We start from the raw sequence: 26,093 nt of genomic DNA, 5'->3' as shown, positions 1-26,093 counted from the left end.
CCGACCTGAACCCGTGGATGCCGGCACAGCGCCGGCATCCGCTTTTTATGGCGCATTGCCGAAAGACCGAACCATGACCATGGATGTCGCCGCCCCCCGTGCCGATCTTGGGCCGTCCCTGCCGCGCGCCGGGCGTCTGGGGCGCGTGAACTGGAACTGGCTGGGGGTTGCCCCGTTCTTTCTGTTTGCGTTTCTGTTCCTGATCGGGCCGGTGCTTTACCTGGTGGGTGGCGCGTTCCAGAACACCGAAGGCGCATTCACCTTTGACAATATCATTGCCCTTGGCAGCCCCAATATCGTGGCCAGCTTTTCGCTGTCGATCCGGTTGAGCCTGCTGTCCGCCGCGATGGGGGCCGTGGCCGGGCTGCTGCTGGCGCAGGCCGTCATTCTGGGGGGCTTGCCGGCCTGGGTGCGCGGCGCGTTCACCACCTTTTCCGGCGTCGCATCCAACTTTGCCGGTGTGCCGCTGGCCTTTGCCTTCATCGCCACGCTGGGGCGGCTGGGGCTGGTGACGGTGCTGCTGCGCGACCTGTTCGGCATCAACCTTTATGCCAGCGGGTTCAACCTGTTCTCGTTCTTTGGCCTGTCGCTGGTTTATCTGTATTTCCAGTTGCCGCTGATGTTCCTGATCATCGCCCCCGCTTTGGACGGGCTGAAGAAGGAATGGCGCGAGGCGGCCGAGATTCTGGGTGCCACCCGGCGGCAATACTGGCAGTTGATTGGCCTGCCGGTGCTGGCCCCCACCATTCTGGGCTGTTTCCTGCTGCTGTTTGCCAATGCCTTCGGCACGCTGGCCACGGTTTACGCGCTGATGGGATCAGGGTTCGATGTGGTGCCGATCGTGCTGTTCCAGCAGATCCGGGGCAACGTGCTTTACAACCCCAACCTGGGCTATGCGCTGGCGCTGGGGATGGTGGTCATCATGGGCGTGTCGAACACGCTGTATCTGATCCTGCGCAGCCGCGCCGAACGGTGGCAGAAATGAAAAAATCCTTTCCCGTGGTGCCCGTTCTGACCGCGCTGTTTGCGGCGTCGTTCTTTGTCGTGCCGCTGATCGCCACATTCTACTTCTCGCTGAAGATGACGCGGGGCGAACTGGGCTTTGCCGCCTATGCCTCGGTCTTCAACAGCGCCGAGTTTCTGACCACGATCACCTATTCCACCATCGCATCGCTGGTGGCCATCCTGATCGGCGCGGTCATCATCGTGCCGACCGCCTATTGGGTGCGGCTCAAGGTGCCCCGCCTGCGCCCGGTGGTCGAATTCATCAGCCTGCTGCCGCTGGTCGTGCCGCCGGTGGTTCTGGTGTTCGGCTACATCCGGCTGTTCGGCTCGAACTCATGGCTGCCGCTGACCACGACAACCGCCGGAACCGATATGCTGCTGGTGCTGGGCTATGTCGTGCTGTCGATGCCCTACATGTTCCGCGCGGTGGACAACGGCCTGGCGGTGATCGACATCGCCACCCTGACCGAGGCCGCCGAAAGCCTGGGCGCATCGCGGCTGCGCACCATCGCGACGGTGATCTTTCCCAATGTGCGCGCCGCCATCATATCGGGCGCGTTCCTGACCTTCTCGATCTCGCTGGGCGAATTCGTGCTGGCCAGCCTGCTGAACCGCCCGGCCTTTGGCCCCTATCTGGTGCAACTGGGGCAGGACCGCGCCTACGAGCCTGCGGCACTGGCCATCATGTCATTCGGTTTCACCTGGGGCTGCATGGTGCTGATGCAGGTCTTTGCCACCCGGAAACCCGGCCAGCGGTGGTTCCCCCGCCTGACCTCCCGCCCCGCCCAAAGGACCACAGCATGAGCTTTCTGTCGATCACCAACGCCGTCAAGACCTTCGGGACCAATACCGTCGTCAAGGGCTTTGATCTGGCCGTGGAAAAGGGCGAGTTCGTGTCCTTCCTCGGGCCGTCAGGCTGCGGCAAGACGACCGTGCTGCGCATGATCGCCGGGTTTGAACGGCCGACCTCGGGCAAGATCACCATCGACGGGCGCGATGTTACCGACCTTGCCCCCAACAAGCGGCGCATCGGCATGGTGTTTCAGGCCTATGCGCTGTTTCCCAACATGAATGTGGCGGGCAACATCGCGTTTGGCCTCAAGATCGCCGGTCTGGGCAAGGCGGAAACCGAGGCGCGGGTGCAGGAAATGCTGGGCCTGATCGGCCTGTCGCATCTGGCCGAACGCTATCCCTATGAAATGTCGGGTGGCCAGCAGCAGCGCGTGGCGCTGGCCCGCGCGCTGGCCCCGAAACCGCAGGTGTTGCTGCTGGATGAGCCCCTGTCGGCGCTGGATGCCAAGATCCGCGTCAGCCTGCGCGAGGAGATCCGCGATATCCAGCGCCGGCTGGGCATAACCACGGTTTTCGTGACGCATGACCAGGAAGAGGCGATGTCGATTTCTGACCGGATCGTTGTGATGAACGGCGGGCGCGCCGACCAGATCGGCACCCCGTCCGAGATCTACAACCGGCCCAGCACCCGGTTTGTGGCGGGCTTTGTTGGCACGCTGAACGTGCTGCGCGCGCGGCTGGAGCGCCAGCCGCAGACCGTGACGGTTGCAGGCACTTCGGTGCAACTGGCCCAGCCGGTGCGCACGGCGGATGCCGATGGCAACCTGTCGCTGGCCCTGCGCCCCGAGGCGCTGTCGCTGCGCCCGTCCGAAGGGCGGGATGTCGCCTTTGACGGTCTGGTGAAAAGCGTGAACTTCATGGGATCGGTGATCCGCATCCGCATGGATGTGGGTGGCGAGGCGATATCCTTTGACATGTTCAACAGCCCCGATCTGGTTCCGCCTGCGGTCGGCGCACGTGCCACCGCACATGCGGCCAGCCGTGACATGTTCGAACTGACGGCCTGACCGGGGGTGGTTCCCCCGCTGCCATAGCGGTCTACTGCGCCAGTATGGCCCACAGGAACCGCAGGCAGACCGCCAACAGAAACAGGCCGAACGCGCGCTCCAGATGCTTGCGCGACAGCCGGTGCGCCAGTGCCACGCCAAAGCGCGTGGTCAGCAGCGACGTGGGGATCGTCAGCGCAAAGGTGACAAGCGACACGAAACCGATGGCATCGGGCGGCAGACCGGGCCGCCCCCAGCCTGCCGCAATATAGCCCAGCGTGCCCGGAATGGCGATCAGCACGCCCACGCCCGCAGCGGTGGATACCGCGCGGTGGATCGGCACATTGTGCAGCGTCAGTATCAGGTTCGACACCGCACCGCCGCCAATGCCCATCAGCGCCGACACCAGCCCCACGCCGCCGCCATAAAGCCGCAGCGCGCCGCGTGACGGCAGGTTGTCACGTAGCCGCCAGCCCGCACCGCCCGATAGCAGCTTTGCCGCATTCACGGCGGCCACCACCATGAAGACCAGCTGGAACACCTGCGGTTCGGCATAACGCGCGATGACCGACCCCAGAACCACCCCCGCCAGCACCGGCAGCGCCCAGACCCGAAGCAGATCCATATCCACCGTGCCACGCTTGAAATGGCCTCGCGATGACTGGATCGAGGTGGGGATGATGACGGCCAGCGAGGTGCCCACCGCCAGCGGCATCGCCACATCGGGCGCATGCCCAAGCGTCTGGAACATCTCGTAGAACACCGGCACCGATATGGCCCCGCCGCCGATGCCGAACAGCCCGGCCAGAAAGCCCAGCAGCGCCCCGGCCAGTGCCAGCGCCCCGATCATCGGCAAAAGCGTGGCCGGATCCAGCAGATCGGTCATGCCCCGGATGCCAGGCGCGTCAGGCTGGCCCCGTCACACCCGCCAAGACCCGCATCCAGCGCCGCACGGTAGCCGGGTTCGGCGGCAGCGGCCACCGGCAGGGCCGCGCCCTCGGCCGTGGCCAGATCCAGCGCCAGACGCAGATCCTTCATCAGCCCGGCGATGTCGAAGGTTCCCGGCTGGTCGCTGCCGTTCAGCGTATCGACCACCACCTGCGCACGGTTTTTCAACACAGTCGGCCCAGCGGAACTGTCGGCCATCAGGCTTATTGCCAGATCATGCGGCACACCCGCGCCGCGCAGCAGCGCCAGGCTTTCGCCCAGGGTCTGCCAGTAGATGGCCAGCGGCAGGTTCACCGCCAGCTTCATCCGCGCGGCGGCCCCCGGCGTTCCCAGATGCTCCACCCGGCGGCACAGATCGGCCAGCACGGGCCGCGCCCGCTCAAACGCGGCGGCGCTGCCCCCGGCCAGGCCCAGCAATTGCCCCTTCAGCGCCGGGGCAACGGTGCCGCCCACCGGGCAATGCAGGAAATCCGCCCCGGCGTCGGCGGCTGTGGCCGCCAGCGCATCCGCGCCCTCGGGCAGCAGCGTTGACATCTCGATCACCAGCCGCCCGGCGATGCCTGCCGCCGCCAGTTGGCCCAGCACCGCGCCCGAGGCTGCGGCATCGGTCAGCGACAAAAGCACGGTGTCGCAGGCCGCCAGCCCGGCGATGTCAGTCGCCATGGCCCCCGCAGCCACGGCGGCGGCCAGCCGTTCGGGGCTGCGGTTCCAGACCTTCACGCTGTGGCCGGTTTCGATCAGGCGGCGGGCAAAGGCGGTGCCCATCCGCCCGGTGCCGGCAATGCCGATGCTGTGGGTCATGTCCTGTCTCCGTCATTCAGCCCGAGGATGGAAAGCGTGGTTTCGCCTTGCCGCAGCCGGTCCATGATCACCGCCTCGCGCGCGGCGCGTGCCGCTGCGGCGGCAAGGGCGGCGGGAAGGTCATCCGCCGCCAGCGTCACGATGGCATCGGCATCGGCCAGCACGATGTCGCCCGGCGCGATGGCAAGGCCGCCGATGGTGACGGGCACATTGATCTGCCCCCGGTCGCGTTTCACAGTGCCGCGGATGTTCAGCCCGCGCGCGAACACCGGAAAGCCAAGCGCCGCGATCTGCGCAGAATCCCTCACCGCGCCGTCAATCACCATGCCCGCAATACCGCGCTGCTGGCAGGCCAGCGCCATGATCTCGCCGAACGGGCCGCTGGCCAGACTGCCGCCGTAATCCACCACCAACACCTCGCCGCCCCGGGCCTGCGCCATGGCCAGATGCAGCGCCAGATTGTCGCCGGGCAGGCAGCGCACCGTCAGCGCAGGCCCCGCCAGCGCCATGCCGGGTGCCAGCGCCTTCAGCGGCGCATCCATGATGCCTGTGGCTGGCCACGCCTCGCCCAGCGTGGCCGTGCCATGGGCCAGAAGGTCGGCCGTGCTCACGCCGCCCTGTCACCGATGCGGACCTGCATCGGCTCCACCCCGTCCATGCTGCAGTCCAGCACATCGCCGGTCACGACGGCCCCCACGCCGGCAGGCGTGCCGGTCATGATGATGTCGCCCGGCATCAGGCGGTGCTGTTCGGACAGTTTCGAGATGATCTCGTCCACCTTCCAGATCATCAGCGAAATGTCGGCATCCTGTTTCACCGCGCCATTCACCACAAGACGCACATGGCCCGATGTCAGGATGCCGCAATCGCTGGCCCGGGTGATCGGGCCGATGGGGGCGGAATGGTCAAAGCCCTTGGTCACTTCCCAGGGCAGGCCCTTGGCCAGCGCCTCGGCCTGATGGTCGCGCCGTGTCATGTCCAGCCCGATGGCATAGCCATAGATATGGTCCGACGCCTCGGCCACGGGAATGTTGTAGCCGCCCGATTTCAGCGCCACCACCAGTTCGCATTCATAATGAAAGTTGGTGGTGAAGATCGGATAGGGAATCTCGCCGCCGTTCTTCACGATGGCGTCGGTGGGTTTCATGAAGATCACCGGCGGGTCACGCTCATCCGCGTTCATCTCGATGATATGGGCGACATAGTTCTTGCCGATGCAATAGATGCGGCGAACGGGAAATTTCTCATCCGTGCCGGTGATGTCCAGATGGGCTTGCGCCGGTGGTGTCAGGGCATAGGCCGCCATGGGGTGTCTCCTGTTGGGCCGGGCGGGTCGCCCGGGCGCTGCGAGTCTGGGGGCAGGATTTCCCGGTTCGGCCCGCAGATCAAGATACGAAATGATGTTTTGAGTCGTTTCATATATTTTTTTGATTTCCAGAACGAATCGTATAGCGTGGTGCAAGGGCCAGTCACGCGCCGGGAAAAAATGACGCGGGCTGGTCGCGGCAACAGGGAGGATGTTCACGATGACCAACACGACCAGACTGACCCGCCGGAGCTTCGGGCTACTGGCGGCGGGCGGGGCGGCAAGCCTTACCCTCGGCGCGCCGTCGATCCTGCGCGCGCAGACCGCTGTGACCTTTGCGGTGCCCAACCCCTCGGCGCTGACATGGCTGCCCTACTGGGTAGCGGTGGGCGAAGGCTATTTTGCCGAAGAGGGCCTTGATATGCGGCTGGAGGCCATCGACGGATCCTCGGCGGTGTTGCAGGCGATGTCGGCGGGCCAGGCGCAGATCGGCGCACCCGGGCCGGGGCCGACGCTGGGCGCACGGTCGCGCGGCGTGGATGTGAAATTCCTTTACAACCTCTACCCCCGTTCGGTGTTCGGCATTCTGGTGAAGGATGAAAGCCCCGCCCAGACGCCTGCCGACCTCAAGGGCACGGTGATCGGCGTGGGCACGGCAGATGGTGCCGAAGTGTCGTTCACCAAGGCGATCATGACCGATCTGGGGATGGTCGAGGGCACCGATTACACCTTCCTGCCCGTAGGTGACGGCGGCACGGCAGCCGTGGGCTTCATGCGTGACGAGGTGGGCTCCTATGCCGGTGCGGTGTCGGACGCGGCGATTCTCGCCTCGCGCGGCCTGACCCTGCGCGAAATCACGCCCGAGGCCTATCTGGGCTTTTTCGGCAACGGTATCGCCATGCTGGAAAGCCAGATGGCGGCCACGCCCGACCTTGCGCCCAAATTCGGCAAGGCCATGGTGCGCGGCATGCGCTTTGCCACCGATCCGGCCAACAAGGAAAAGGCGCTGGCCCATTGCGCCGTCGGCAATCCGCAGGAAGCCGAGCAGGATTATGCCGCCTCGCTTTATGACGGCGTCGTTGTGCGCATGACCCCGACCGAGGCCTTCATCGGCCAGGGTTATGGCTATCAGCCGCCGGAACACTGGCAGGCCATCCACGACAGCGCCGTCGCCTCGGGTGCGCTGCCAGAGGCGCTGCCCGATCTGGCCGCCGTCTATTCGAACGAGTTCGTGGCCGGCTGGAACGCCTGATGACCATGGCAGAGCCCCGACCCCTGACCGCAGGCCCGGCTGCCCCCGCTTCTGACTACGCGGGGCGGCCGGTCTACGAGATCGCCAGATTGTCGAAAACCTATGCCCGCAACCGCCTGACCGCGCTGACCGATGTAAGCCTGACACTGCACAAGGGCGAATTCGTGTCGGTCGTCGGTTCATCCGGCTGCGGGAAATCGACATTGCTGAAGATCATGTCGGGGCTCTTGCCGCCCACAACCGGCCGCGTGGTGCTGGAGGGCCGGCCCGTGACCGGCCCGCGCGACGACATCGGCATGATGTTTCAACAGGCCACGCTGCTGCCCTGGAAAACCACCGTCGAAAACATCATCCTGCCCATCGAGATCCGGCAGGGCAGGGCGGCGGCCAGGGCCGCGGTTCCCCGCGCGATGGATCTGCTGAAACTGGTGGGTCTGGGCGATTTCGGCCATGTCTACCCCGGCGAATTGTCGGGCGGCATGGCGCAGCGCGCCTCGATCTGCCGCATGCTGATTTCCAACCCCGCCGTGCTGCTGCTGGACGAGCCGTTTTCGGCGCTGGACGAACTGACCCGCGATTTCATGAACATGGAATTGCAGCGCATCTGCGCCGAGCAGCAATCCACCGCCTTTCTGGTCACACATTCGCTGGCCGAGGCCGTAATCCTGTCTGACCGCATTCTGGTGATGAAACCCCGCCCGGGCCGCATCGTCGAGGAAATCGTGATCGACCTGCCGCGCCCCCGCACGCTGGACATGATCAACACCCCCCGGTTTGGCGAAATCGTCGCCCATATCCGCGATCTTCTGGGCAAGGAGGCTTTCCAGTGACCGCAACCCCCGATCCGAATGCCGATACCGTCTGGGTGGAACACGAGGCGCTGATCGACCGTATCCCCCGCTGGGTGGCGATGCTGGTGCTGGCCGCCATCGTGATTGCGATATGGGATCTGGCCACAGCGCGCACGGGCTGGGTGTCGCCCATCATCTTGCCCAGCCCCGCCGAAACGCTGGCCGACCTGATCTTTGTGGGCCACAACCTGCTGACGGGCGGCTATATGCTGGATGCGCTGTGGACGACCACGCGCACGGTGTTCTGGGCTTTCCTGATCGCAATTGTCATCGGCTTTTCGCTGGGCGTGCTGGTGGGCGAGACAAAGTTCGGCGAACGCGCGGTGATGCCCTATCTGGTGGCCATCGACACCATGCCCAAAGTGGCCTTCGCGCCGCTGTTCATTGCCTGGCTGGGCTTTGACATCGCGTCAAAGGTCGCACTTGCCGCGTTTATCGCCACCTTTCCCATCGTCGTGTCCACCGCCGCAGGGCTTTATGCCGCCTCGGAAAACGAGCGGATGCTGTTCAAGGCCATGGGGGCCAGCCGGATGCAGACGCTGCTGCGCCTGAAACTGCCCACCGGCCTGCCACATGTGTTTACCGGGCTGAAAATCGCCTCGGTCGGGGTCATGGCGGGGGCCATTACCGGCGAGTTTCTGGGCGGCGGTCAGGGCTTTGGCGCGCTGATCCGCCAGTCAGCCAGCACGCTTGACACGCCGCGGGTATTCGCGCTGATCCTTTATCTCAGCCTCTTGGGTCTTGCCCTTTTCTTTGCCGTCGCTTGGTTGCAGAAACGGCTGGTGTTCTGGAACAAGGCCGACCGGCCGGGTGGAGTAGGCTAGGCATGAATGCCACCGACAAGTCGCTGGGCGACAGCAAGAACCTTTCGGAACAGGCGCATGAGCTGATCCGCCGCGACATCCTGAACGGCGAGCTGTTTCCCGGCGAGAAATTGCAGATCGAGGCGATTTCCGAACGCTACCGCATCGGCAGCGCCCCGGTGCGCGAGGCGCTCAACCGGCTGTCATCCGAAGGTCTGGTTGCCCGCAAAAGCCAGCGCGGCTTTTTTGTTGCCGAAATTTCCATGACGGCGCTGGAGGAACTGGTCAAGACCCGCATCTGGCTGGAAACGCTGGCGCTGCGCGAATCGATCCAGAACCATGACGAGGCTTGGGAAGAACAGCTTGTGCTGGCCTATCACCGGCTGGCGCGCACGCAGCGCCGCCTGCCATCCGAGGCAGGGCGCGAGATTTCCGAGGAATGGGAACTGCGGCACAAGGAATTTCACCTGCTGCTGCTGGATCGTTGCGGGTCGGGCTGGCTGCTGGGGTTCTGTTCCACCATGATGGATCAGGCGGTGCGCTATCGCAGCCTGTCGATGAACGTTCACCCCAGCCTGTTGCGGCGGCAAGGGGCGGCGGCAGAACACGAGGCGCTGCTGGCCGCCGTGGTAGACCGCGACGCCGACCGCGCCTGCCGCCTTTTGCAGGACCATTACACCCTGACGCTGGAAGGGCTGCGCGGCGTCATCGCCCCGGGGTCGCAATAGCGCACGGGGCCCGCCCGCTGCCCGGTCCCGCCTCAGCCGCCGCGCGGTGCAGCATCCGTTGCCCGGCCCACATCACCCTGCGCCACGGCCACCGATTTCAGCACGGCATGGCAGGCCACGCCCGGTTCCAGCCCCAGCGCCGTGGCGGAACGGCGGGTGATGCGGGCAAGGATCAGGTCTGACCCGCAGCGCAGTTGCACCATTGCCCCCGGCCCGTCGCCCTGCCGCAGGCTGGTGACAACCGCAGGCAGGATGTTCAGCGCCGAAAGGCCCTCGGGCTGGGCGCGCGACAGCATCACATCCTGCGCATGGATGCGGATGCGCAGCAGCGCCCCCGGTTCCGCTGCCACGCGCGGCAGCAGCAGCGTGCCGCCGCTGACCGCCAGTTGCGTCAGCCCATCTGCCTCGTGGCGCACCACCCGCGCCTCCAGCACCGCGCCCGCCTCGCGGATGCCAAGCGCGGGCACCGCCGCCGGATCGGCCAGCAGGGCTGCGGCGGGCCCCGCATGGGTCACGCGACCGCCCTCCAGCACCACCAGCGTTGTTGCCAGCCGGGCCACCTCGGCCAGCGCATGGCTGACATACAGCACCGGCACCGCCACCTCGTCGCGCAACCGTTCCAGATAGGGCAGGATCTCGGCCTTGCGCGCCTCGTCCAGTGCCGCCAGCGGCTCGTCCATCAACAACAGGCGCGGCTCGGCCAGCAGCGCCCGGCCAATCGCCACCCGCTGCTTTTCACCGCCCGACAATGCGCCGGGGCGGCGGTCCAGCAGCGCGCCGATGCCCAGCAGGTCAACCACATGATCCAGCGGCACCGTTGCGCGCTGCGTGAACCAGCGGCCATACAGCAGGTTGCCCCGCACCGTCAGATGCGGAAACAACCGCGCGTCCTGAAACACATAGCCGATGCGGCGGCGGTGCGGCGGCACATGGATGCGCCGCGTGGTATCGCACAGCAGCGTGTCGCCCAGGCTGATCCGCCCTGCATCGGGCCGCAGCAACCCCGCCACCGCATTCACCACCGATGTCTTGCCCGACCCTGACCGGCCGAACAGCACCGTCACCCCCGGCGGCGCCTCAAAGGCCAGATCCAGCGCAAAGCTGCCAAAGCCGTGCCGCAGGCTGACCGACAGTGTCATGCGCCACCGATCCGCCGCGCCACGGCCCGGCTGACCCATTCAGACGCCAGCAGCGCCACCATCGCCACCGCCACCGCAATCAGCACCAGCCGCAGCGCCTGCGGCTCACCCCCCGGCACCTGCAGGAAACTGTAGATGGCCGAGGGCAGGGTCTGCGTCTGGCCCGGGATGTTGGACACAAAGGTAATCGTCGCGCCGAATTCGCCCATCGCCTTGGCAAAGGCCAGTATCGCCCCGGCGATGATCCCCGGCAGGATCAAGGGCAGCGTCACCGTCACGAAAACCCATGGGCGCGAGGCCCCCAGCGTGCCCGCCGCCTGTTCCAGCCGCGGGTCCACCGCCTCGATCGCCAGCCGGATCGCCCGCACCATCAGCGGAAAGGCCATCACAGCGGCGGCCAGCGCCGCCCCGGTCCAGCGGAAGGCCAGTACAAGGCCAAAGCTGCTTTCCAGAAACGCCCCCAACGTGCCGCGCCGCCCGAAAGTCGCCAGCAGCAGATAGCCCGTCACCACCGGCGGCAGGATCAGCGGCAGATGCACCAGCCCGTTCAGCACCTGCCGCCCCCAGAACCGCCCCCGTGCCAGCGCATAGGCGGTGGCGATGCCAATGGGCAGGCTCAGCAGCGTCGCCCAGAACGACACGCGCAGCGACAGCGCAACCGCCTGCCATTCCTCGGGGGTCAGCCAGTCGGTCATCGGGTCACGGCAGCACGGCAAAGCCCTGCGCGGTGAACACCGCCCGGGCCGCGTCGGATGACAGGTAATCCAGCAGCGCCGCCGCCTGGGGCTTGTCTGGCCCGGCGATCAGCGCGGCGGGGTAGATGATCGGCGGATGGCTGTCGGCGGGAAAGGTGCCCACCACCGTCACGCCCGCCTCGGCCACCGCATCCGACCCATAGACGATGCCATAAGGTGCCTCGCCCGTCGCCACCAGCGCCAGCGCCGCGCGCACATTGTCGGATTGCGCCACCTGCCCTTCAACCGACGCCCACACGCCCAGATTTTCCAGCGCGCCCTTGCCATAAACCCCGGCAGGCACCGAATCAACCAGCGCCATCGCCAGCTTTTCGCCCCCCAGCAGCCCCGCCAGATCAAACCCGGGGCCAATCGCCACCGGTTCCGCAGCGCCATGCGCCACCAGCACCAGCGTATTGCCCAGCAGGTCGCGGCGGCTGCCCGGCACCAGCAGCCCGGCCTGATCCAGCACATCCATCCAGTTCACCGCCGCCGACACGAATATGTCGGCCGGTGCGCCCGCCTCGATCTGATTGGCCAGTTGCGGGGTGCCGCCATAGGAAATGACAGTGGTGTTGCCGGTTTCGGCCTGCCAGCCCGCCGCAATCTGGTCCAGCGCGGTTTTCAGACTGGCCGCGGCAAAGACCGTGACCTCGCCCGCATGCACCGGCAGGGCGAAAAGCAGGGCTGATGCAAGGGCGGCGATACGGCGGGGCGGACGGGTCATGGCGGCATCCTCTGTGCGATATGTTTCGCGAAACATATCAGCCCAAGTCCCCATGCCCTGCAAGCGTTATTTCTCACCAGACATATCCCGCAGCAGCGCGCGGATCGCGGCAATATCCGCAGCCCCCTGTTCGGCCAGCAACGCCTCCAGCCGCCGGTAATGGCCCAGCACCGCTGCACCAGTGTCGGTCAGCACGGCCCCGCCGCCACTGGCACCGCCGCGCGCCGACAGGACCAGCGGCGTGGCAAAGGCCGCGTTCATTTCCGCTACCAGCGACCATGCGCGCTTGTAGCTCATGCCCATCCGACGCCCCGCTTCGGAAATCGAGCCTGCGCTGCGGATATGGTCCAACAGTTCCGCCTTGCCCGGCCCCAGCATGGCGCTGTCACCAAACAGCAGCCGCAGGCGCAGCCGCGTGTCATCGGGGGGAACCGGATCGGTGTCGGGGGGCAGGGGCGTCATCGCGCCAGCATTCCGCCCCGGGGGCGGCAATGCAAGCGCGGAATGCGGCGCAACCCGTTGCGCCGCCAGTCAGGCAAGGGCGCTTTAACGCCGCCGGTCGCGCCGCGCGCTCATCGGCTGGAAGGCCACACCCACATGCGCCTCGCAATAGGGTTTGCCGGGCAGGCTGGGCAGACCGCAGAACCAGAAATCCTCGGTCGCGGGGTCGCCGATCGGCCATTTGCAGGTGCGTTCGGTCAGTTCCATCAGCGTCAGGCGGCGGGCACGCTTTTCCACTTCGCGCACCGAGGCAAGCGCCTCGGGGCTGATCTCGTTGGCCGAAGGCTGCGGCGGCAGCGGCTGGCCCGCCGGGATGATCGCCTTGCGCAGCGGAATGGGTGCCACCGAGGTGATGGGCGAAGCGGCCGCCGGGGCCGCCGGGCGTTCGGGCACAGGGCGCGGCTCGGGCGCGCGCGTCGCCTCGGGGCCGGGCTTGGCCACCACTTCGGGGCGCAGCGGCGGCAGCGCCACCTCTTCCTCGATGTCATCCTTGCCCGGAATGCCGCCCACGCGGTTCGACAGGCCCAGACGATGCACCTTGCCGATCACGGCGTTGCGCGTCACACCGCCCAGTTCCTTGGCGATCTGGCTGGCGCTCTGGCCATCGGCCCACATCTTCTTGAGCGTCTCGACGCGCTCGTCGGTCCAGGACATGCAAAACTCCGGGGTTGGCCTGCGATGGCAGGCAATAGCGGCGTCATTCTAGACGCGACAGTCTGAGATACAAGCGCAAGGGCCGAAGATCAAGCGCAGGCTCACGCCCCGGGGCGGTATCCGTGCCAGGCCCGCGCTTCGGCCCGGCGCAGCACCCGGCGCGCGGTGGGGCCGAAACGGGCAGGGGCCTCGGCCAGTTCGGGAAACAGCGCCAGAATCTCGGCCTGCGTCGCGGCATCGGAATGGGTCAGCGACACCGCGCCGGGAAAGAAGCTTTCCGCCGCACAGCCCTCGGCAAAGATGATCTCGTGCCGGTCGAACAGCAGGTGGTGATAGGTGATGTGGTCCTGCGGGGCAGGGCGGATGCGCCGGTCATCCACCAGATGACAGGCGGCCACCAGCACCTCATCGGCACCAAAAAGCAGTTCCGCCCGCCAGCCCGACAGCAGCAGCCGGTGCTGCGGCGACACCAGCAGGTCGCGCCGGTTGCCCAAAGTGCCCGCAGCGATGCGTATCGGGGCCAGCGCCCCCCGCGCCTCCACCCGCCGCGCGCCCGCCCAGCGGATCACGCGCGGCCCGCCATCGGCAGTCAGCACCATGTCTCCGGCCCGCAGATCCTCGATCGCCACCTCGCCCTGCGGTGTGCCGATCCGCGTGCCCGCCGCAAAGCAGGTGACAAAGTTCGTGGTCTGGCGGTTCTGGTTCAGGCCCAACGCATTCGACGTGTTCACCGAATTCAGCCGGATCGACTCGATGGGCCGCGCCGTCAGCGCCGCCTGGTTGGCATCGGCACTGATCTGCGGCACCAGAAACGTGTTGCCCAGAGTGTCCTGCGCGATGACGAAAACGCCGGTATAGCTGGTGCCATCGGCATAATTCAGCGTGGCGTTGTAGCTGGTGGTGGCATCGAAAGTGCGCGTTACCGGCCCCGAGCCCAGATCATAGGTGATCTGGTCATTGGCTCCGCCGCTGGATCTCTGGTTGTTCTGATCCAGCGTCCCCGCCGCGCCGCCCACATTGGTGGTGGTGACAAAAACGATATGGTTCAGCAACGGGTCGCTGGCCGAACCATAGGTCTGCTCTGTCAGCGCCCGCGCATTCTCCGCCAGTGAATTGCCCTCGTCCGGGTCAATAAGCGGCTGCACGCCAAGATAAATGGCATTCCAGCTGTTCGGCATCGCTCGCTCTCAATCACGTTTCTTGATTGTGCCGTCACCGGAAACCGGGCGTCACGTTTGCCGTCTTTGTTGCCGCCAATTGCGGCATTTTTGCGGCGACCCAGCCTCTGTCCGGGGCTGTGGCGCTGCGGCAACGGGTGGCGGGCCAGCGCCAGGGCCCCGCGATCGTTGTGGACAGGCTCGCGGCCCTGCGTTAATCGGGCGTCATGATCGTATGGCACATCCCGCTGCATCTGCCCCGACGCCGACGCGCCCGCGCGTAAGCGACCGATCACCCATGCCCGAAACGGGCAATTCCACCCCCGTATCATTCCGATCCCACGTTGACTTGAGGGCAAGCCTTTGGCACCCCTTATGTCTTGCATGAAGGACCATCCCATGATCCCCGCCGTCCTGCCCACCTATAACCGCGCGCCCATGGCTTTTGTCAAAGGCGAAGGCTCCTGGCTCACCACTGATGATGGTGCGCGCTATCTTGATCTTGGCGCGGGCATCGCGGTGAACGCGCTGGGCCACGCCCATCCGGCGCTGGTGCAGGCGCTGACGGATCAGGCGGCGCAATTGTGGCATGTCTCGAACCTCTACCGCATCCCGCAGCAAGAGGCGCTGGCGCAGAAACTGGTCGATGCCACCTTTGCCGATACGGTGTTCTTCACCAACTCCGGCACCGAGGCTGCCGAACTGGCGATCAAGATGGCCCGGAAATACTGGTATGAGCGCGGCACCCCACGGGGCGAGATCATCGCATTCGAGGGCGCGTTCCATGGCCGCTCCACCGGGGCTATTGCCGCCGCCGGGTCGGAAAAGATGGTCAAGGGCTTCGGCCCGCTGATGCCCGGCTTCCGGCAACTGCCCTTCGGCGACCATGACGCCCTGCGCGCCGCGATCACCACCGATACCTGCGCCGTCATCATCGAACCCGTGCAGGGCGAAGGCGGCATCCGCGTGCTGCCCGACGCCTGCCTGAAAGGCCTGCGCGACCTCTGCGATGAAACCGGCACGCTGCTGATCTTTGACGAGGTGCAATGCGGCATGGGCCGCACGGGGCGGCTGTTTGCGCATGAATGGGCGGGCGTCACCCCCGACATCATGATGGTGGCCAAGGGCATCGGCGGCGGATTCCCCCTCGGAGCCGTGCTGGCGACGGAAAGTGCTGCGGCTGGCATGGTAGCGGGCACGCATGGCTCCACCTATGGCGGCAACCCCTTGGGCTGCGCGGTGGGCGGTGCGGTGATGGATATCGTGGGCGACGATGCCTTTCTGGCCGAGGTGGCCCGCAAGGGTGCGCTCTTCCGGCAAGGGCTGGAAGGGCTGGTGGCCACCCATCCGCAGGTGTTCGAGGCGGTGCGCGGCACCGGCCTGATGCTGGGGCTGAAATGCCGCGCCTCCAACGCCGATGTGGTCAAGGCCGGCTACGCCCAGCACCTGCTGACAGTGGCCGCCGCCGACAATGTGCTGCGGCTCTTGCCTGCGCTGAACATCCCCGATGCCGACATTGCCGAGGCGCTGGCCCGGCTTGACCGGGCGGCCAGCGCGCTGGAAAAGGTGACGGGTGATGCCGCCTGACGCCTATCATTTCCGGCCCTTCACCAGGGGCGATCTGCCGATGCTGGCCGAGTGGCTGGAAACCCCCGCGCTGCGCCAGTGGTGGGGCGACCCGGCCACCCAACTGGCCCTGCTGACCGAGGATCTGGACAACCCAGCGATGGATCAGCGGATTGTCAGCCTTGGGCCGCAGCCCTTCGCCTATGTGCAGTCCTACCCCTCCGACGCCTGGGGCGCGCCGCATTTTTCCGATTTCCCGCCCGGCACCCGCGCGGTCGATACCTGCATCGGCGTGCCCGCCCTGCTGGGCCAAGGCCACGGCGCGGCCTTCCTCAGGCTCTACGCCCAGGCCCAGTTGGCCAATGGTGCCCCCGCCGTGGTCATCGACCCCGACCCTTCCAACGAACGCGCGGTGCGCAGCTACCGACGAGCGGGGTTTCGTGACATCGCAATCCGCCCCTGCGAAGATGGCGACCCCGTCCTGGTGATGGCCTGGCAACCGTCCCATGCCTCTTTCCAGACTTAAATATCCCACGGGGGGTGCGGGGGGTGTGAACCCCCCCGCCTCTGCCGGAAAGAAAGCCCGCTCCGATGAACCATTTCCTCGACATCCACACCACCGAAGGCGCCGCCCTGCGGCAGATGATCAATTCCGCCCATGCGATGAAAGCCGCCCGCAACGGCCGCCCCAAGGGCACGCCGGATGATGACCAGCCGCTTGCGGGCCATATGGTCGCGCTGATCTTCGAAAAACCCTCCACCCGCACCCGCGTGTCGTTTGACGTGGGCGTGCGCCAGATGGGCGGGCAGACCATGGTGCTGTCGGGCCGCGAAATGCAGCTGGGCCATGGCGAGACGATTGCCGACACCGCCCGCGTGCTGTCACGCTATGTCGATCTCATCATGATCCGCACCTTTGAGGAGGCGACGCTGCTGGAAATGGCCGAACATGCCACAGTGCCAGTCATCAACGGGCTGACCAACCGCACGCATCCCTGTCAGATCATGGCCGATGTGATGACCTACGAGGAACACCGCGGCCCGATCGCCGGGAAAAAGGTGGTCTGGGCCGGGGACGGCAACAATGTCTGCGCGTCCTTCCTGCATGCGGCGGGGCAGTTCGGGTTCGATTTCACCTTCACCGGCCCGCCGACGCTGGACCCGGAACCCTCCGCCATCGGCTTTGCCCGCGAAAAGGGCGTGCGCGTGGCGGTGGAACGTGACCCCGCGCTGGCCGTGGCGGGGGCCGATCTGGTGGTGACGGATACCTGGGTCAGCATGCACGACCCCGAATCCGCCAAGGAACGGCGGCACAACCAGTTGCGCCCCTATCAGGTGAACGAGGCGCTGATGGCCCGTGCCCGCCCCGACGCGCTGTTCATGCATTGCCTGCCCGCCCACCGCAACGACGAAGCCACCAGCGCCGTGATGGACGGCCCGCATTCGGTGGTGTTCGACGAGGCCGAAAACCGCTTGCATGCGCAAAAGGCGGTGATGCGCTGGTGTCTGGGGCTCTAGGGGCAGGCGCACGAATTCTCTGCGAGAATTCCGGCCCGCGATCCGTCGGCATCGCGGGACGCCCGGCGGGAAACCCGGAATTTTCGCAGAAAATTCGCCCCTGCGCTGCGCAGGCAGTACCTCTGCCCGCCAACGCCGGCGGTCAATGCGCCTGCCGCGCATCCGCCGCCGCACAGCGCGCGGCCAGCCCCGCCACCAGTACCAAAAGCACCGCCAGCACGCCATAGGTCACGCGAAACCCGATCGCCTCGGCCACGAAACCGATGCTGGACGGGGCCACCAGAATGCCTGAATAGCCCAGCATCGTAACGGTGGAGATTCCCACGCCCGGCCCCAGCCCCGGATAATTGCCCGCTGCCGACAGCGTGATCGGCACCATGTTGGCAATGCCGATCCCCGACAGCGCAAAGGCGGCAATCGCCAGCGTCTCGGTCGGCGCGACCGCCGCGCCCAGCAGCCCCGCCGCCCCGATCAGCGCCGACACCCGCAGTGTCATCACCGCGCCAAAGCGGTTCCGCACAGAATCCCCGGCAAAGCGCATGATCGCCATCGTGCCGGAAAAGAACGCGAAGGCCAGGCCCGAGGCCGCCACATCCGCCCCCAGTTCCTGCGTCACATAAAGCGCGGCCCAGTCCAGCACGGCCCCTTCGGGCACCATCGACAGCAGCGCCATGCCGCCGATGATCCAGATCCCCGCGTTGCGCGGGAAAAAGCTGCGCCGCGCCTCACCTGCCACGGGCTGCGGTGCTGCAGGCTCGCCCCGCAGAAACGGCATCGCGGCCAGCACCAGCCCCAGCGCAATCGCGCAGACCAGCACCGCCTGCACCTGCGCGCCCAATGCACCGATCAGCAACCCGCCCACACCGCCGCCCAGAAAGCCCCCAAGGCTCCAGAACCCGTGCGAGGATGACATGATCGCCCGGCCCAGCCGCCGCTCCACCTCTACTGCATTGGCGTTCATCGCCACATCCATGCAGCCGATCAGCGCGCCCATCAGCATCATCGCCAGCGTCAGCAGGGCCAGCGTAGGGGCCAGCACCACCAGCGCCAGCGTGACGCTGGCCGTCACCGCAAAGACCCGCAGCACGCGCAATGACCCGTGGCGCGCGATCAGCGCCCCGCTGAAGGCCATGGCCGTGACGGCCCCGATCCCCAGCGCCAGGATCAAAAGCCCCAGCGTGAATTCGGTGATGCCATGGCGCGGCAGCAGCAGGGGGATCTGCGGCGCCCATGACCCCATGATGAAACCATTGGCCAGAAACATCGTGGCCACGGCCCAGCGGGCGCGCGGCGCGGATTGGCTGTCGGGGATCATGGGGGGCACCTCCTGCTTTGCTCCCGTGTAGTGTTTGCGCAAACGGGGGCAAGGCCCGCCCGGCGGCACCTGCAACAATTGTAACATTCGCGGCGCGTCGGCTGTGTGCTTCTGCGGGGCCTTTGTCACGTCCCGCGCGGTTTTGCCCGTGTGGTGGGTTCTGCCACGGTGGGGTCGTCGGGCCAGGGGTGGCGGGGATAGCGGCCGCGCATGTCGCGGCGCACATCGGCGTAGGAACTGGCCCAGAACCCCGGCAGGTCCATCGTCACCTGCACGGGGGCCCCGCCCGGCGACAGCAGGGTGATGCGCAGCGGCAGGTTCTGCGGCCCCACCACCGGATGCCGGGTGACGCCGAACAATTCCTGCAATTTCAGCGTGATGCCCGGGGCCTCGCCATCATAATCCACCGGCACCCGCCGCCCCAGCGGCGTCTCGAAATGCCCCGGGGCCAGCCGGTCGGTCAGTTGCACGCCCTCCCACCCGATCAGGCCGCGCAGCGGCTCGGTTAGGTCCAGCGCGCGCAGGTCGGCCTCGGATTTGCGCCCCGCCAGATGCGGCAAAAGCCAGCCTGCATCGGCCAGCAGGGCCGCATCGCTGACATCGGGCAGGCTGTTGCCCTCATCCCGGCACAGCCGGATGCGGGCGCGCAGCCGTGCCGCGGCGGGTGTCCAGGGCAGGCCGATCAGCCGCAGCCCGTCAAGCGCCGCCAGCGCCAGCGCCTCGGGCGGGGCATCGGGCCAATGCCGGTCATCCAGCACCAGCGCGCCGAACCGCTCCTGCCGCCGCGCCACCACACGGCCCTCGCGCCGCGACCAGTCGCAGACATCGTGCCAGCCGATGCCATCGCCATGCACTGCGCGCAGATCCGCCTCGGTGATAGCCACGGCCTGCCGCACCTTGGCCTCGCGCGGGTCGCCGTCCAGATCGCTGGCCACGATCAGCCGCGCGGATGACAGCGGCAGGCCCGGCTCCATCACCGCGCCCTTGCCGCCCGACAGCACCCAGCGCGGCGCATCGCCCTTGCGCCGCAGCCCCACCCGGTCGGGGTAGGCCAGCGCCGCCATCTGCGCCAGTGACAGGGCAGGGGCCGTGGCGGGCGGTTTGCCCGGCCCGATGGCCCGCCCCAGCCGCCGGGCCTCGTCGCGGATACGCTCCAATGTGGGGCGATGGGCCACGAAAGGATGATCGGCCTCGAACCGTTTCGCATCCCGCAGCGCCGCCATCCGCAGGCCAAGGTCGGGCGGCGCGCCGCGCACCGGATCACGCTCGGCCAAGAGCGCCGCCAGCATGGCCGCATCCGCCGCCCCGCCCGCCCGCAGCAGCATATGCCCCAGCCTTGGGTGCAGGGGCAGGGCGGCCAGCGCCCGCCCATGGTCGGTGATCCGCCCATCCTCCAGCGCGCCCAGTGCCGCCAGCAGTGCCCGCGCCTCGGCCAGCACACCCGGGTTGGGTGGCGTCAGGAACGCGAGCCCCACCTCGCCCCCCCACAGCGCCAGTTCCAGTGCCAGCCCGGTCAGGTCAGCCGCCGCAATCTCGGGCGGGGGGAAGGGGGCCAACCCGCCTTCCTCGCCCTTCGTCCACATCCGGTAACACACACCCGGGGCCACCCGCCCGGCCCGGCCCTGGCGCTGTTCCGCTTCGGCCTTTGTCACCCGTTCCGTGACCAGCCGCGCCATGCCGGATGCCGCATCGAACCGCGCCCGGCGTGACCGCCCCGCATCCACCACCACCCGCACATCGGGGATGGTCAATGACGTTTCGGCAATGCTGGTGGCCAGCACGATGCGCCGCGCGCCGCCCGGTGCCAAAGCTGCGCGCTGGGCGGCAAAATCCATCGCACCGAACAGCGGGCGGATGTCATGCCCCGGCAGGCGGCCCTGCAACAGGCCCTCCACCCGGCGTATCTCGCCCTCGCCCGGCAGGAACACCAGCACGCCGCCCGCATTTTCGGTGCCCGCCGTCTCTTCCACCGCCTGCATCACCAGCGCCGCCGCCTCGGCCTCCAGCCGCGCCTTTGGCCCCAGGGGGCGGGCCAGCCAGCGTGTTTCCACCGGAAACGCCCGCCCCGCCGATGTAACCACCGGCGCATCGCCCATCAGCACCGCCACAGGCCCCGCATCCAGCGTGGCTGACATGGCCAGCAGGATCAGGTCATCGCGCAACGCGCCCCGCACCTCCAGCGCCAGCGCCAGCCCCAGATCGGCGTTCAGGCTGCGTTCGTGAAATTCGTCAAAGATCACCGCGCCGATGCCGTCCAGCCCCGGATCAGACTGGATCATCCGGGTCAGGATGCCCTCTGTCACCACCTCGATCCGGGTCTGGCGCGATACCTTGGACTCGCCGCGTATCCGGTAACCCACGGTGTCGCCCACTGCCTGCCCCAATGTCGCGGCCATCCGCTCTGCCGCCGCCCGCGCGGCCAGCCGCCGGGGTTCCAGCATCACGATGCGGCCTTCGCACAGCCCCGCATCCAGCAGCGCCAAGGGCACCCGCGTGGTCTTGCCCGCACCGGGCGGGGCCTGCAACACCGCCATCCGCCGCGCGGCCAGCGCGGCGATCAACTCGGGCAAGGCCCCGTCTATGGGCAGCGGATCAGACACACCGCCTTATCGGCGTTTCAGCGCCGCTTTGCCATAGAGACTGTCCATCGCCACCTCGACCACCCGCATCCGACCCTCACCGACCGGCGCATAGGTCAGGGTGAACGGGAAGCGGGTTTTTTCCGCCATATCCTCGGGCGAATAGCCCGCCAGACGGCGGTATTCGCCGCTGCACACCACAGTGTCACCCTTGGCCTGTGGTGCCGACAACCGCAGCTGCGTGCTGCGCCGCCCGTCGAACAATTGCAACGACACCTTGCATTCCTGCCCCGCATCCACATCGCGCAGCGTGGCGTAAAGCGCCGTCAGCGGATCGACCGAGCCGCCCATGGTCGCCGGATCCACATCACCGGCCCGCGCCTCGCGCGGTGGATCATAGGCCTTCACCTGCGGCACGCCGCCCTTGTATTCCATCACCGCCGACGATTGCCGCCGCCCGGTATCGGCCTTTTCGGTATAGCTGGAGGGCACATAGCGCCCCTTGGAAATCCGCCCGCGCGCCTGCGCGTCATAGCGGATCTTGCGCACCATCCCCAGCAGGCCGCCGCTTTGCAGCCGCCCCGTCACCGCGTAACCGCCGCCATCCTGCGTGCCGGAAAAGCTGAGCGTGCCTGCCCCCACGCCGCGCACGCTCAGATCGAACACCGCCTGATCGGTCTGCGCCAGTGCTGGCATGCCGGCCAGCGCCAGAACCACCGCGACCACCGCTGATTTGTGAAAGGCCATCTGTGCCACCTCATCCTCATCCGCGGCAATCCGCGTCAGGCACTGGCATATCCTGCGGGGAACAGGCACAAAAGCCCCCGGGGGCCGGGCCTTGGTGACAATCGCGTCACAATCCCGCCCCCATGCGCGAAACCCTGCCGGAGAGCCGCATGGATGTTGCAAGCCTTGCCGATGCTGTAACCAAAGGCGACCGGCGCGCGCTGGCCCGGGCCATCACGCTGGTTGAAAGCGGCCGGGCCGACCACCGCGCGCAGGCGCTGGATCTGGTGGCGGCAGCGGGCCACGCAGGGCGTCAGGCGCTGCGCATCGGCCTTTCGGGCACGCCGGGCGTGGGCAAATCCACCTTCATCGAGGCGTTCGGCCTGATGCTGACGGGGCAGGGCCTGCGCGTGGCCGTGCTGGCGGTGGATCCGTCCTCGGCCCGCTCGGGTGGCTCGATTTTGGGCGACAAGACCCGGATGGAACGGCTGTCGCGCGACCCCCTGGCCTTCATCCGCCCTTCGCCCTCGCAAACCCACCTCGGCGGCGTGGCGCGGCGCACGCGCGAGGCAGTGGCGCTGTGCGAAGCTGCCGGTTTCGACGTGGTGCTGGTGGAAACCGTGGGCGTGGGCCAATCCGAAACCATGGTGGCGCAGCTTTGCGACATCTTCGTTCTGCTGCTGGCCCCGGCGGGCGGCGACGAGTTGCAGGGCGTCAAGCGCGGCATAATGGAAATGGCCGACCTGATTCTGGTCAACAAGGCCGATGGCGAACTGAAACCTGCCGCCCTGCGCACCTGCGCCGATTACGCGGGCGCGCTGCACCTGCTGCGCCGCCGCCCGCAAGACCCGCCGGGCTTTCCCCGCGCCATGACCGTCTCGGCGCTGGACTCGGCTGGATTGGCGGCGGCGTGGGATGACATGCAGGCGCTGACCGGGTGGCGCCGCGACCATGGCCATTTCACCGCCACCCGCGCCGCGCAGGCCCGCCACTGGTTTGAGCACGAGGTGCGGCAGGGCCTGCTGGCCATCCTCACCCGCCCCGGCCCCGTCCGCGATTCGCTGGCCCGCCTGGGCGATGCGGTCGCCAGAGGGCAAGTGACCCCCGAAGCCGCCGCCGCGCACATTCTGGCCGAACTTGACCAACGCTCCTTCATCTCTTTCCAGACATGAATATCCCACGGGGTGATAAGCGGTCTGAAACCCTCCGGTGGAGGGTCTCCGCGAAGAACGCCCGGCCCGTGGCCGGGCAGGGGGGTGTGAAACCCCCGGCGGCCCGCCACGAATCCCGCCGTTCCCCGCTTGACGCCGCCCGGCCGATCCCCTAAACGACCGCGATGGAATTCGGTGCGCCGCCCTTCGCGGTGCCCAATATGTTTAAACGCAAGGAAGACCACAATGTCGCGCGTCTGCGAACTGAGCGGTAAGGGCCCGATGTCTGGCAACACTGTCAGCCATGCCAACAACAAAACCCGTCGGCGCTTTTTGCCGAACCTGAACGAGGTCACGCTGATCTCGGACATTCTGGGGCAATCCTTCAAGCTGCGCATCTCGGCCCATGCGCTGCGCACGGTTGACCACCGTGGCGGGCTTGACGCCTTCCTCGCCAAGGCCAAGGACGACGAACTGTCGCTCCGCGCCCAGTCGATCAAGAAAGAGATCGGCAAGGCCCAGGTCGCCTGATCCTGCGCGACCGCATTGCATGGCCCCGCATCCGGCGGGGCTTTTTGCATTTTTGCCCGTGCCATCTTGTCGCTTGCCCTTCGCGGCCTGTCCTCGCATAACCACGACATGCGGCTGCGGCACCCCCTTGTTGCGCTGGCGCTTGCGCTGGTGCTGGTCACAAGCTCCGTCACCCTTGCGGTGGCGCGGGGGCAGGGCGCGCTTGCCGGCTGGATGGAGCTTTGCGCGGGCGGCACCTCTGTCACCGTGGCGATGGATGCCGATGGCAACCCGATCAGCCTGCATCCCTGCCCCGATTGCCTGACCGGGGTTTCCGGCCCGCTGCCCGCAGAAGCGGCCCCGGCTGTCCGCCCGCTGACCGCCGCACAAACCCTGCACCCGGCCCCGGCGCTGCCCGCCATGACCCGCCGCAGCCCCGCCCCACCGGCACGCGGCCCGCCCTTGTCACTTTGATCCACCCTTTCCGACAGATCAAAACCCGATGAGGATTTCCATGCAGATGTTCCGTTTCCTGCTGGCCGCGCTGGCCGTCGCCGCCGTTCTGCCCAGCTTTGTTCGCCCCGCCGCCGCCCATGATGGCGTGCATGTGGTCGAGGCCTATGCCCGTGTTTCCAGCCCCGTCGCCAAATCCGGTGCGGCCTTCATGGTGATCGAGAATCACTCCGATCAACCTGACCGGCTGATCTCTGCCACCGCCGATGTGGCCGAGCGCACTGAACTTCACACCCACATCGACGCCGGAAACGGCGTGATGCAGATGCGCGAGGTCGAGGGCGGTTTTCCCGTTCCCGGCAAGGGCACGCATGTGCTGGGGCGCGGCGGCGATCACGTCATGCTGATGGGCCTGAAGAAACCGCTGCGGCCCGGTGACATCGTCACCCTGACCCTGACCTTCGAGCGCGGCGATGTCGTGGTGCTGGAGGTTCCGGTGGATCTGGAGCGTGGCGAGGCCCATGGCGCCCATGGCGGCGGCGACCACAGCGCGCATGGCGGCGTCGACCACAGCGCCGGGGCTGAAGAAAAGCACGACCACTGACCAGTCCAACAGAAACTGGCCCACGAAGAATCGCCCGGCCCCGATCCCTGGGGCCGGGCCCCGCAAGGACAGGCCATGCCGCAGGTATTTTCCGCCCCCGCCGCCTTTTCCCCTCAGGATTGTGCCGCAATCACTGCGATGGCTGCCGGGGCCGGGCTGAAACATGCGGGGCTGGTGCGCGGCGCGTCCTCGCCCGACCTGCGCCGGGCCGAGATTGCCTGGCTGGATGACATGCCGGGCGGGGCTTGGGTGATGGACCGGCTGACCGGCCTGATGGCCGAGGCCAATCGCCAGACCTATGGCTATGACCTGACCGATTTCGCCGAAAGCGCGCAATGCGCCTGCTACCGCGCCGAAACGGCGGGGCATTTTGCTTGGCACAGCGATATCGGGGCCGGGGCGCTGGCGGCGAAACGCAAGCTGACGTTGGTGGTGCAGCTATCCGACCCTGCCAGCTATGATGGCGGAGGGCTGGAAATCTGGCCCGACAGTCATGTGCATCACGCCGACCGCGCGCAAGGCACGGCCACCGTCTTTCCCAGTTTCATGCTGCACCGCGTCACGCCGCTGACGGCGGGCATGCGCTGGTCACTCACGCTTTGGGCGCATGGCCCGGCGTTCCGCTGACACTGGCGGGCTCATCACCCTCTTGCGGGCGTTCTTCGCCGGATCAGGCGAAGAAGGCCGCAAAGGCTTGATGAGCGTTCTGCGCATTCACCCCGCGCAATAGGCCTCGGCCTGCGCGCCGAACGCCTTGTAACGCGCCCAGAATTCATTGTCGCGGTCACTTTTCGACACGCGGGTTTCCTGCGCCTCGTCGGGGTTGGCAAAGAACTTTGCCGCCCTGCGCTGGTCCGCGCCGCGCAGCGTCATGTCCGCAACCTGCTGGATACAGCCGCAGGTGGCCCGGTTCGCCGCCTTGCGGTCTGACCGCAGGCAGGCGCTTTCAATCGGTCCTGCCGCCGCCAGTGTCGCACTTAGGGGAAGCGCAAGCGCCATCAGCGCCAGTGCAAGCATGGGTTTCTTCATCTGTCTGCCTCGTGCCAAAGGGCGGGGTTGATCCCTGCCGCATGCAGTTTTGTGACACGAAGTATGCCGATTCGGCGGGAATTTTTCAATGCCCCCCGGGGCTTGGGCGGGCATCAGCCGATGCGGGCAAGGGGCTGTAGGTGCGGGCTGGCCCTGCCACAACATCGGGTGGTCGCCCCGCGCCGGTGCCCCGCCCCC

The 26,093-nt window shown here is 67.2% G+C and carries 29 protein-coding genes; 15 read left to right on the top strand and 14 right to left on the bottom strand.

All coding sequences use genetic code 11. The annotated features are described in order from the left end of the window. Positions 1-79 precede the first annotated feature (79 nt). Genes GEU84_RS08790 through GEU84_RS08780 form a run of 3 tightly spaced genes read left to right on the top strand, consistent with a single transcriptional unit; the run spans position 80 to position 2,864 of the window. Complete coding sequence (locus GEU84_RS08790) at positions 80-985, top strand: ABC transporter permease (protein ID WP_217438542.1); 906 nt, start codon at positions 80-82, stop codon at positions 983-985. Continuing rightward, the gene (locus GEU84_RS08785; RefSeq protein WP_174539590.1) at positions 982-1,809 is read left to right on the top strand and encodes an ABC transporter permease subunit; all 828 of its coding nucleotides are present in this window, start codon (positions 982-984) and stop codon (positions 1,807-1,809) included. Before GEU84_RS08790 ends, GEU84_RS08785 begins: the two co-directional genes overlap by 4 nt. Continuing rightward, the gene (locus GEU84_RS08780) at positions 1,806-2,864 is read left to right on the top strand and encodes an ABC transporter ATP-binding protein (protein ID WP_174539589.1); all 1,059 of its coding nucleotides are present in this window, start codon (positions 1,806-1,808) and stop codon (positions 2,862-2,864) included. The genes GEU84_RS08785 and GEU84_RS08780 overlap by 4 nt, the downstream gene beginning before the upstream one ends. A gap of 31 nt (positions 2,865-2,895) precedes the next feature. On the opposite strand, the gene GEU84_RS08775 is transcribed toward GEU84_RS08780, so the two are convergent. The 4 genes from GEU84_RS08775 to GEU84_RS08760 are packed head-to-tail and all read right to left on the bottom strand — an operon-like array spanning position 2,896 to position 5,898. Beyond that, entirely contained in the window at positions 2,896-3,729 is an 834-nt protein-coding gene (locus tag GEU84_RS08775; RefSeq protein ID WP_174539588.1) for a sulfite exporter TauE/SafE family protein, read from the bottom strand. Beyond that, positions 3,726-4,592 carry an NAD(P)-dependent oxidoreductase gene (locus tag GEU84_RS08770; protein ID WP_174539587.1) on the bottom strand — a complete coding sequence of 289 codons (867 nt, stop codon included), beginning with the start codon at positions 4,590-4,592 and terminating at the stop codon, positions 3,726-3,728. The genes GEU84_RS08775 and GEU84_RS08770 overlap by 4 nt, the downstream gene beginning before the upstream one ends. Next, positions 4,589-5,203, bottom strand: coding sequence for an RraA family protein (locus GEU84_RS08765; RefSeq protein WP_338144775.1), 615 nt, complete (start codon positions 5,201-5,203; stop codon positions 4,589-4,591). Before GEU84_RS08765 ends, GEU84_RS08770 begins: the two co-directional genes overlap by 4 nt. Beyond that, on the bottom strand, positions 5,200-5,898 hold the full coding sequence (locus GEU84_RS08760; RefSeq protein WP_174539586.1) for a fumarylacetoacetate hydrolase family protein: 699 nt from the start codon (positions 5,896-5,898) through the stop codon (positions 5,200-5,202). Before GEU84_RS08760 ends, GEU84_RS08765 begins: the two co-directional genes overlap by 4 nt. Positions 5,899-6,118: 220 nt before the next feature. Here GEU84_RS08760 and GEU84_RS08755 point away from each other — a divergent pair, with 220 nt between their 5' ends. Genes GEU84_RS08755 through GEU84_RS08740 form a run of 4 tightly spaced genes read left to right on the top strand, consistent with a single transcriptional unit; the run spans position 6,119 to position 9,532 of the window. Continuing rightward, positions 6,119-7,150 carry an ABC transporter substrate-binding protein gene (locus GEU84_RS08755; protein WP_174539585.1) on the top strand — a complete coding sequence of 344 codons (1,032 nt, stop codon included), beginning with the start codon at positions 6,119-6,121 and terminating at the stop codon, positions 7,148-7,150. Beyond that, positions 7,150-7,980, top strand: coding sequence for an ABC transporter ATP-binding protein (locus GEU84_RS08750; protein WP_174539584.1), 831 nt, complete (start codon positions 7,150-7,152; stop codon positions 7,978-7,980). Before GEU84_RS08755 ends, GEU84_RS08750 begins: the two co-directional genes overlap by 1 nt. After that, entirely contained in the window at positions 7,977-8,825 is an 849-nt protein-coding gene (locus tag GEU84_RS08745) for an ABC transporter permease subunit (RefSeq protein WP_174539583.1), read from the top strand. Before GEU84_RS08750 ends, GEU84_RS08745 begins: the two co-directional genes overlap by 4 nt. Before the next feature lie 2 nt (positions 8,826-8,827). Continuing rightward, positions 8,828-9,532 (top strand): GntR family transcriptional regulator, encoded by a 705-nt coding sequence (locus tag GEU84_RS08740; RefSeq protein WP_174539582.1) that lies wholly within the window; start codon positions 8,828-8,830, stop codon positions 9,530-9,532. A 32-nt stretch (positions 9,533-9,564) separates the two neighbouring features. On the opposite strand, the gene modC is transcribed toward GEU84_RS08740, so the two are convergent. The 6 genes from modC to GEU84_RS08710 form a co-directional block, all read right to left on the bottom strand. Further along, positions 9,565-10,671 carry a molybdenum ABC transporter ATP-binding protein gene (modC, locus tag GEU84_RS08735; RefSeq protein WP_174539581.1) on the bottom strand — a complete coding sequence of 369 codons (1,107 nt, stop codon included), beginning with the start codon at positions 10,669-10,671 and terminating at the stop codon, positions 9,565-9,567. Then, positions 10,668-11,366 carry a molybdate ABC transporter permease subunit gene (modB, locus tag GEU84_RS08730; protein ID WP_174539580.1) on the bottom strand — a complete coding sequence of 233 codons (699 nt, stop codon included), beginning with the start codon at positions 11,364-11,366 and terminating at the stop codon, positions 10,668-10,670. Before modB ends, modC begins: the two co-directional genes overlap by 4 nt. Positions 11,367-11,370: 4 nt before the next feature. After that, positions 11,371-12,132 carry a molybdate ABC transporter substrate-binding protein gene (gene modA, locus GEU84_RS08725; RefSeq protein ID WP_174539579.1) on the bottom strand — a complete coding sequence of 254 codons (762 nt, stop codon included), beginning with the start codon at positions 12,130-12,132 and terminating at the stop codon, positions 11,371-11,373. Positions 12,133-12,198: 66 nt separating this feature from the next. Further along, positions 12,199-12,594, bottom strand: coding sequence for a winged helix-turn-helix domain-containing protein (locus tag GEU84_RS08720; protein WP_174539578.1), 396 nt, complete (start codon positions 12,592-12,594; stop codon positions 12,199-12,201). An 84-nt stretch (positions 12,595-12,678) separates the two neighbouring features. Further along, positions 12,679-13,287, bottom strand: coding sequence for a GcrA family cell cycle regulator (locus GEU84_RS08715; protein WP_174539577.1), 609 nt, complete (start codon positions 13,285-13,287; stop codon positions 12,679-12,681). Between the two features lie 101 nt (positions 13,288-13,388). Then, on the bottom strand, positions 13,389-14,465 hold the full coding sequence (locus tag GEU84_RS08710; protein ID WP_174539576.1) for a Hint domain-containing protein: 1,077 nt from the start codon (positions 14,463-14,465) through the stop codon (positions 13,389-13,391). A gap of 378 nt (positions 14,466-14,843) precedes the next feature. On the opposite strand from GEU84_RS08710, the gene GEU84_RS08705 reads away from it, so the two are divergent. The 3 genes from GEU84_RS08705 (at position 14,844) to argF (ending at position 17,528) form a co-directional block, all read left to right on the top strand. Next, the gene (locus tag GEU84_RS08705) at positions 14,844-16,031 is read left to right on the top strand and encodes an aspartate aminotransferase family protein (protein WP_174539738.1); all 1,188 of its coding nucleotides are present in this window, start codon (positions 14,844-14,846) and stop codon (positions 16,029-16,031) included. Then, entirely contained in the window at positions 16,021-16,536 is a 516-nt protein-coding gene (locus GEU84_RS08700) for a GNAT family N-acetyltransferase (RefSeq protein WP_174539575.1), read from the top strand. The genes GEU84_RS08705 and GEU84_RS08700 overlap by 11 nt, the downstream gene beginning before the upstream one ends. A gap of 65 nt (positions 16,537-16,601) precedes the next feature. Continuing rightward, entirely contained in the window at positions 16,602-17,528 is a 927-nt protein-coding gene (argF, locus tag GEU84_RS08695) for an ornithine carbamoyltransferase (protein ID WP_174539574.1), read from the top strand. A 142-nt stretch (positions 17,529-17,670) separates the two neighbouring features. On the opposite strand, the gene GEU84_RS08690 is transcribed toward argF, so the two are convergent. The 3 genes from GEU84_RS08690 to GEU84_RS08680 all read right to left on the bottom strand — a co-directional run bounded on the left by GEU84_RS08690 (position 17,671) and on the right by GEU84_RS08680 (position 22,169). After that, the gene (locus GEU84_RS08690; RefSeq protein WP_174539573.1) at positions 17,671-18,843 is read right to left on the bottom strand and encodes an MFS transporter; all 1,173 of its coding nucleotides are present in this window, start codon (positions 18,841-18,843) and stop codon (positions 17,671-17,673) included. Between the two features lie 125 nt (positions 18,844-18,968). Continuing rightward, a complete protein-coding gene (hrpB, locus tag GEU84_RS08685; protein WP_174539572.1) occupies positions 18,969-21,443 on the bottom strand; it encodes an ATP-dependent helicase HrpB in 2,475 nt (824 codons plus the stop codon). A gap of 6 nt (positions 21,444-21,449) precedes the next feature. Further along, positions 21,450-22,169, bottom strand: coding sequence for a DUF3108 domain-containing protein (locus GEU84_RS08680; protein WP_174539571.1), 720 nt, complete (start codon positions 22,167-22,169; stop codon positions 21,450-21,452). A 149-nt stretch (positions 22,170-22,318) separates the two neighbouring features. Between GEU84_RS08680 and meaB the strand changes: the two genes are divergently transcribed. From meaB to GEU84_RS08655, 5 genes are all read left to right on the top strand, one after another. Continuing rightward, positions 22,319-23,320, top strand: a complete 1,002-nt coding sequence (meaB, locus tag GEU84_RS08675) for a methylmalonyl Co-A mutase-associated GTPase MeaB (protein ID WP_174539570.1) — start codon at positions 22,319-22,321, stop codon at positions 23,318-23,320. Between the two features lie 225 nt (positions 23,321-23,545). Further along, complete coding sequence (gene rpmB / locus GEU84_RS08670) at positions 23,546-23,830, top strand: 50S ribosomal protein L28 (protein WP_174539569.1); 285 nt, start codon at positions 23,546-23,548, stop codon at positions 23,828-23,830. A gap of 66 nt (positions 23,831-23,896) precedes the next feature. After that, entirely contained in the window at positions 23,897-24,283 is a 387-nt protein-coding gene (locus GEU84_RS08665) for a hypothetical protein (RefSeq protein ID WP_174539568.1), read from the top strand. 40 nt (positions 24,284-24,323) lie between these two features. After that, on the top strand, positions 24,324-24,866 hold the full coding sequence (locus GEU84_RS08660; protein WP_174539737.1) for a copper chaperone PCu(A)C: 543 nt from the start codon (positions 24,324-24,326) through the stop codon (positions 24,864-24,866). A 75-nt stretch (positions 24,867-24,941) separates the two neighbouring features. Continuing rightward, on the top strand, positions 24,942-25,493 hold the full coding sequence (locus tag GEU84_RS08655) for a 2OG-Fe(II) oxygenase (protein WP_174539567.1): 552 nt from the start codon (positions 24,942-24,944) through the stop codon (positions 25,491-25,493). A gap of 87 nt (positions 25,494-25,580) precedes the next feature. On the opposite strand, the gene GEU84_RS08650 is transcribed toward GEU84_RS08655, so the two are convergent. After that, the gene (locus GEU84_RS08650; protein ID WP_174539566.1) at positions 25,581-25,895 is read right to left on the bottom strand and encodes a hypothetical protein; all 315 of its coding nucleotides are present in this window, start codon (positions 25,893-25,895) and stop codon (positions 25,581-25,583) included. Positions 25,896-26,093: the final 198 nt, after the last annotated feature.

Origin of the sequence: Fertoeibacter niger, from assembly GCF_009380135.2 — a bacterium.
Lineage (GTDB): Bacteria > Pseudomonadota > Alphaproteobacteria > Rhodobacterales > Rhodobacteraceae > Fertoeibacter > Fertoeibacter niger.
Note: the sequence above shows the minus strand (reverse complement) of the source record. Positions and strands in the feature narration are given on the sequence as shown.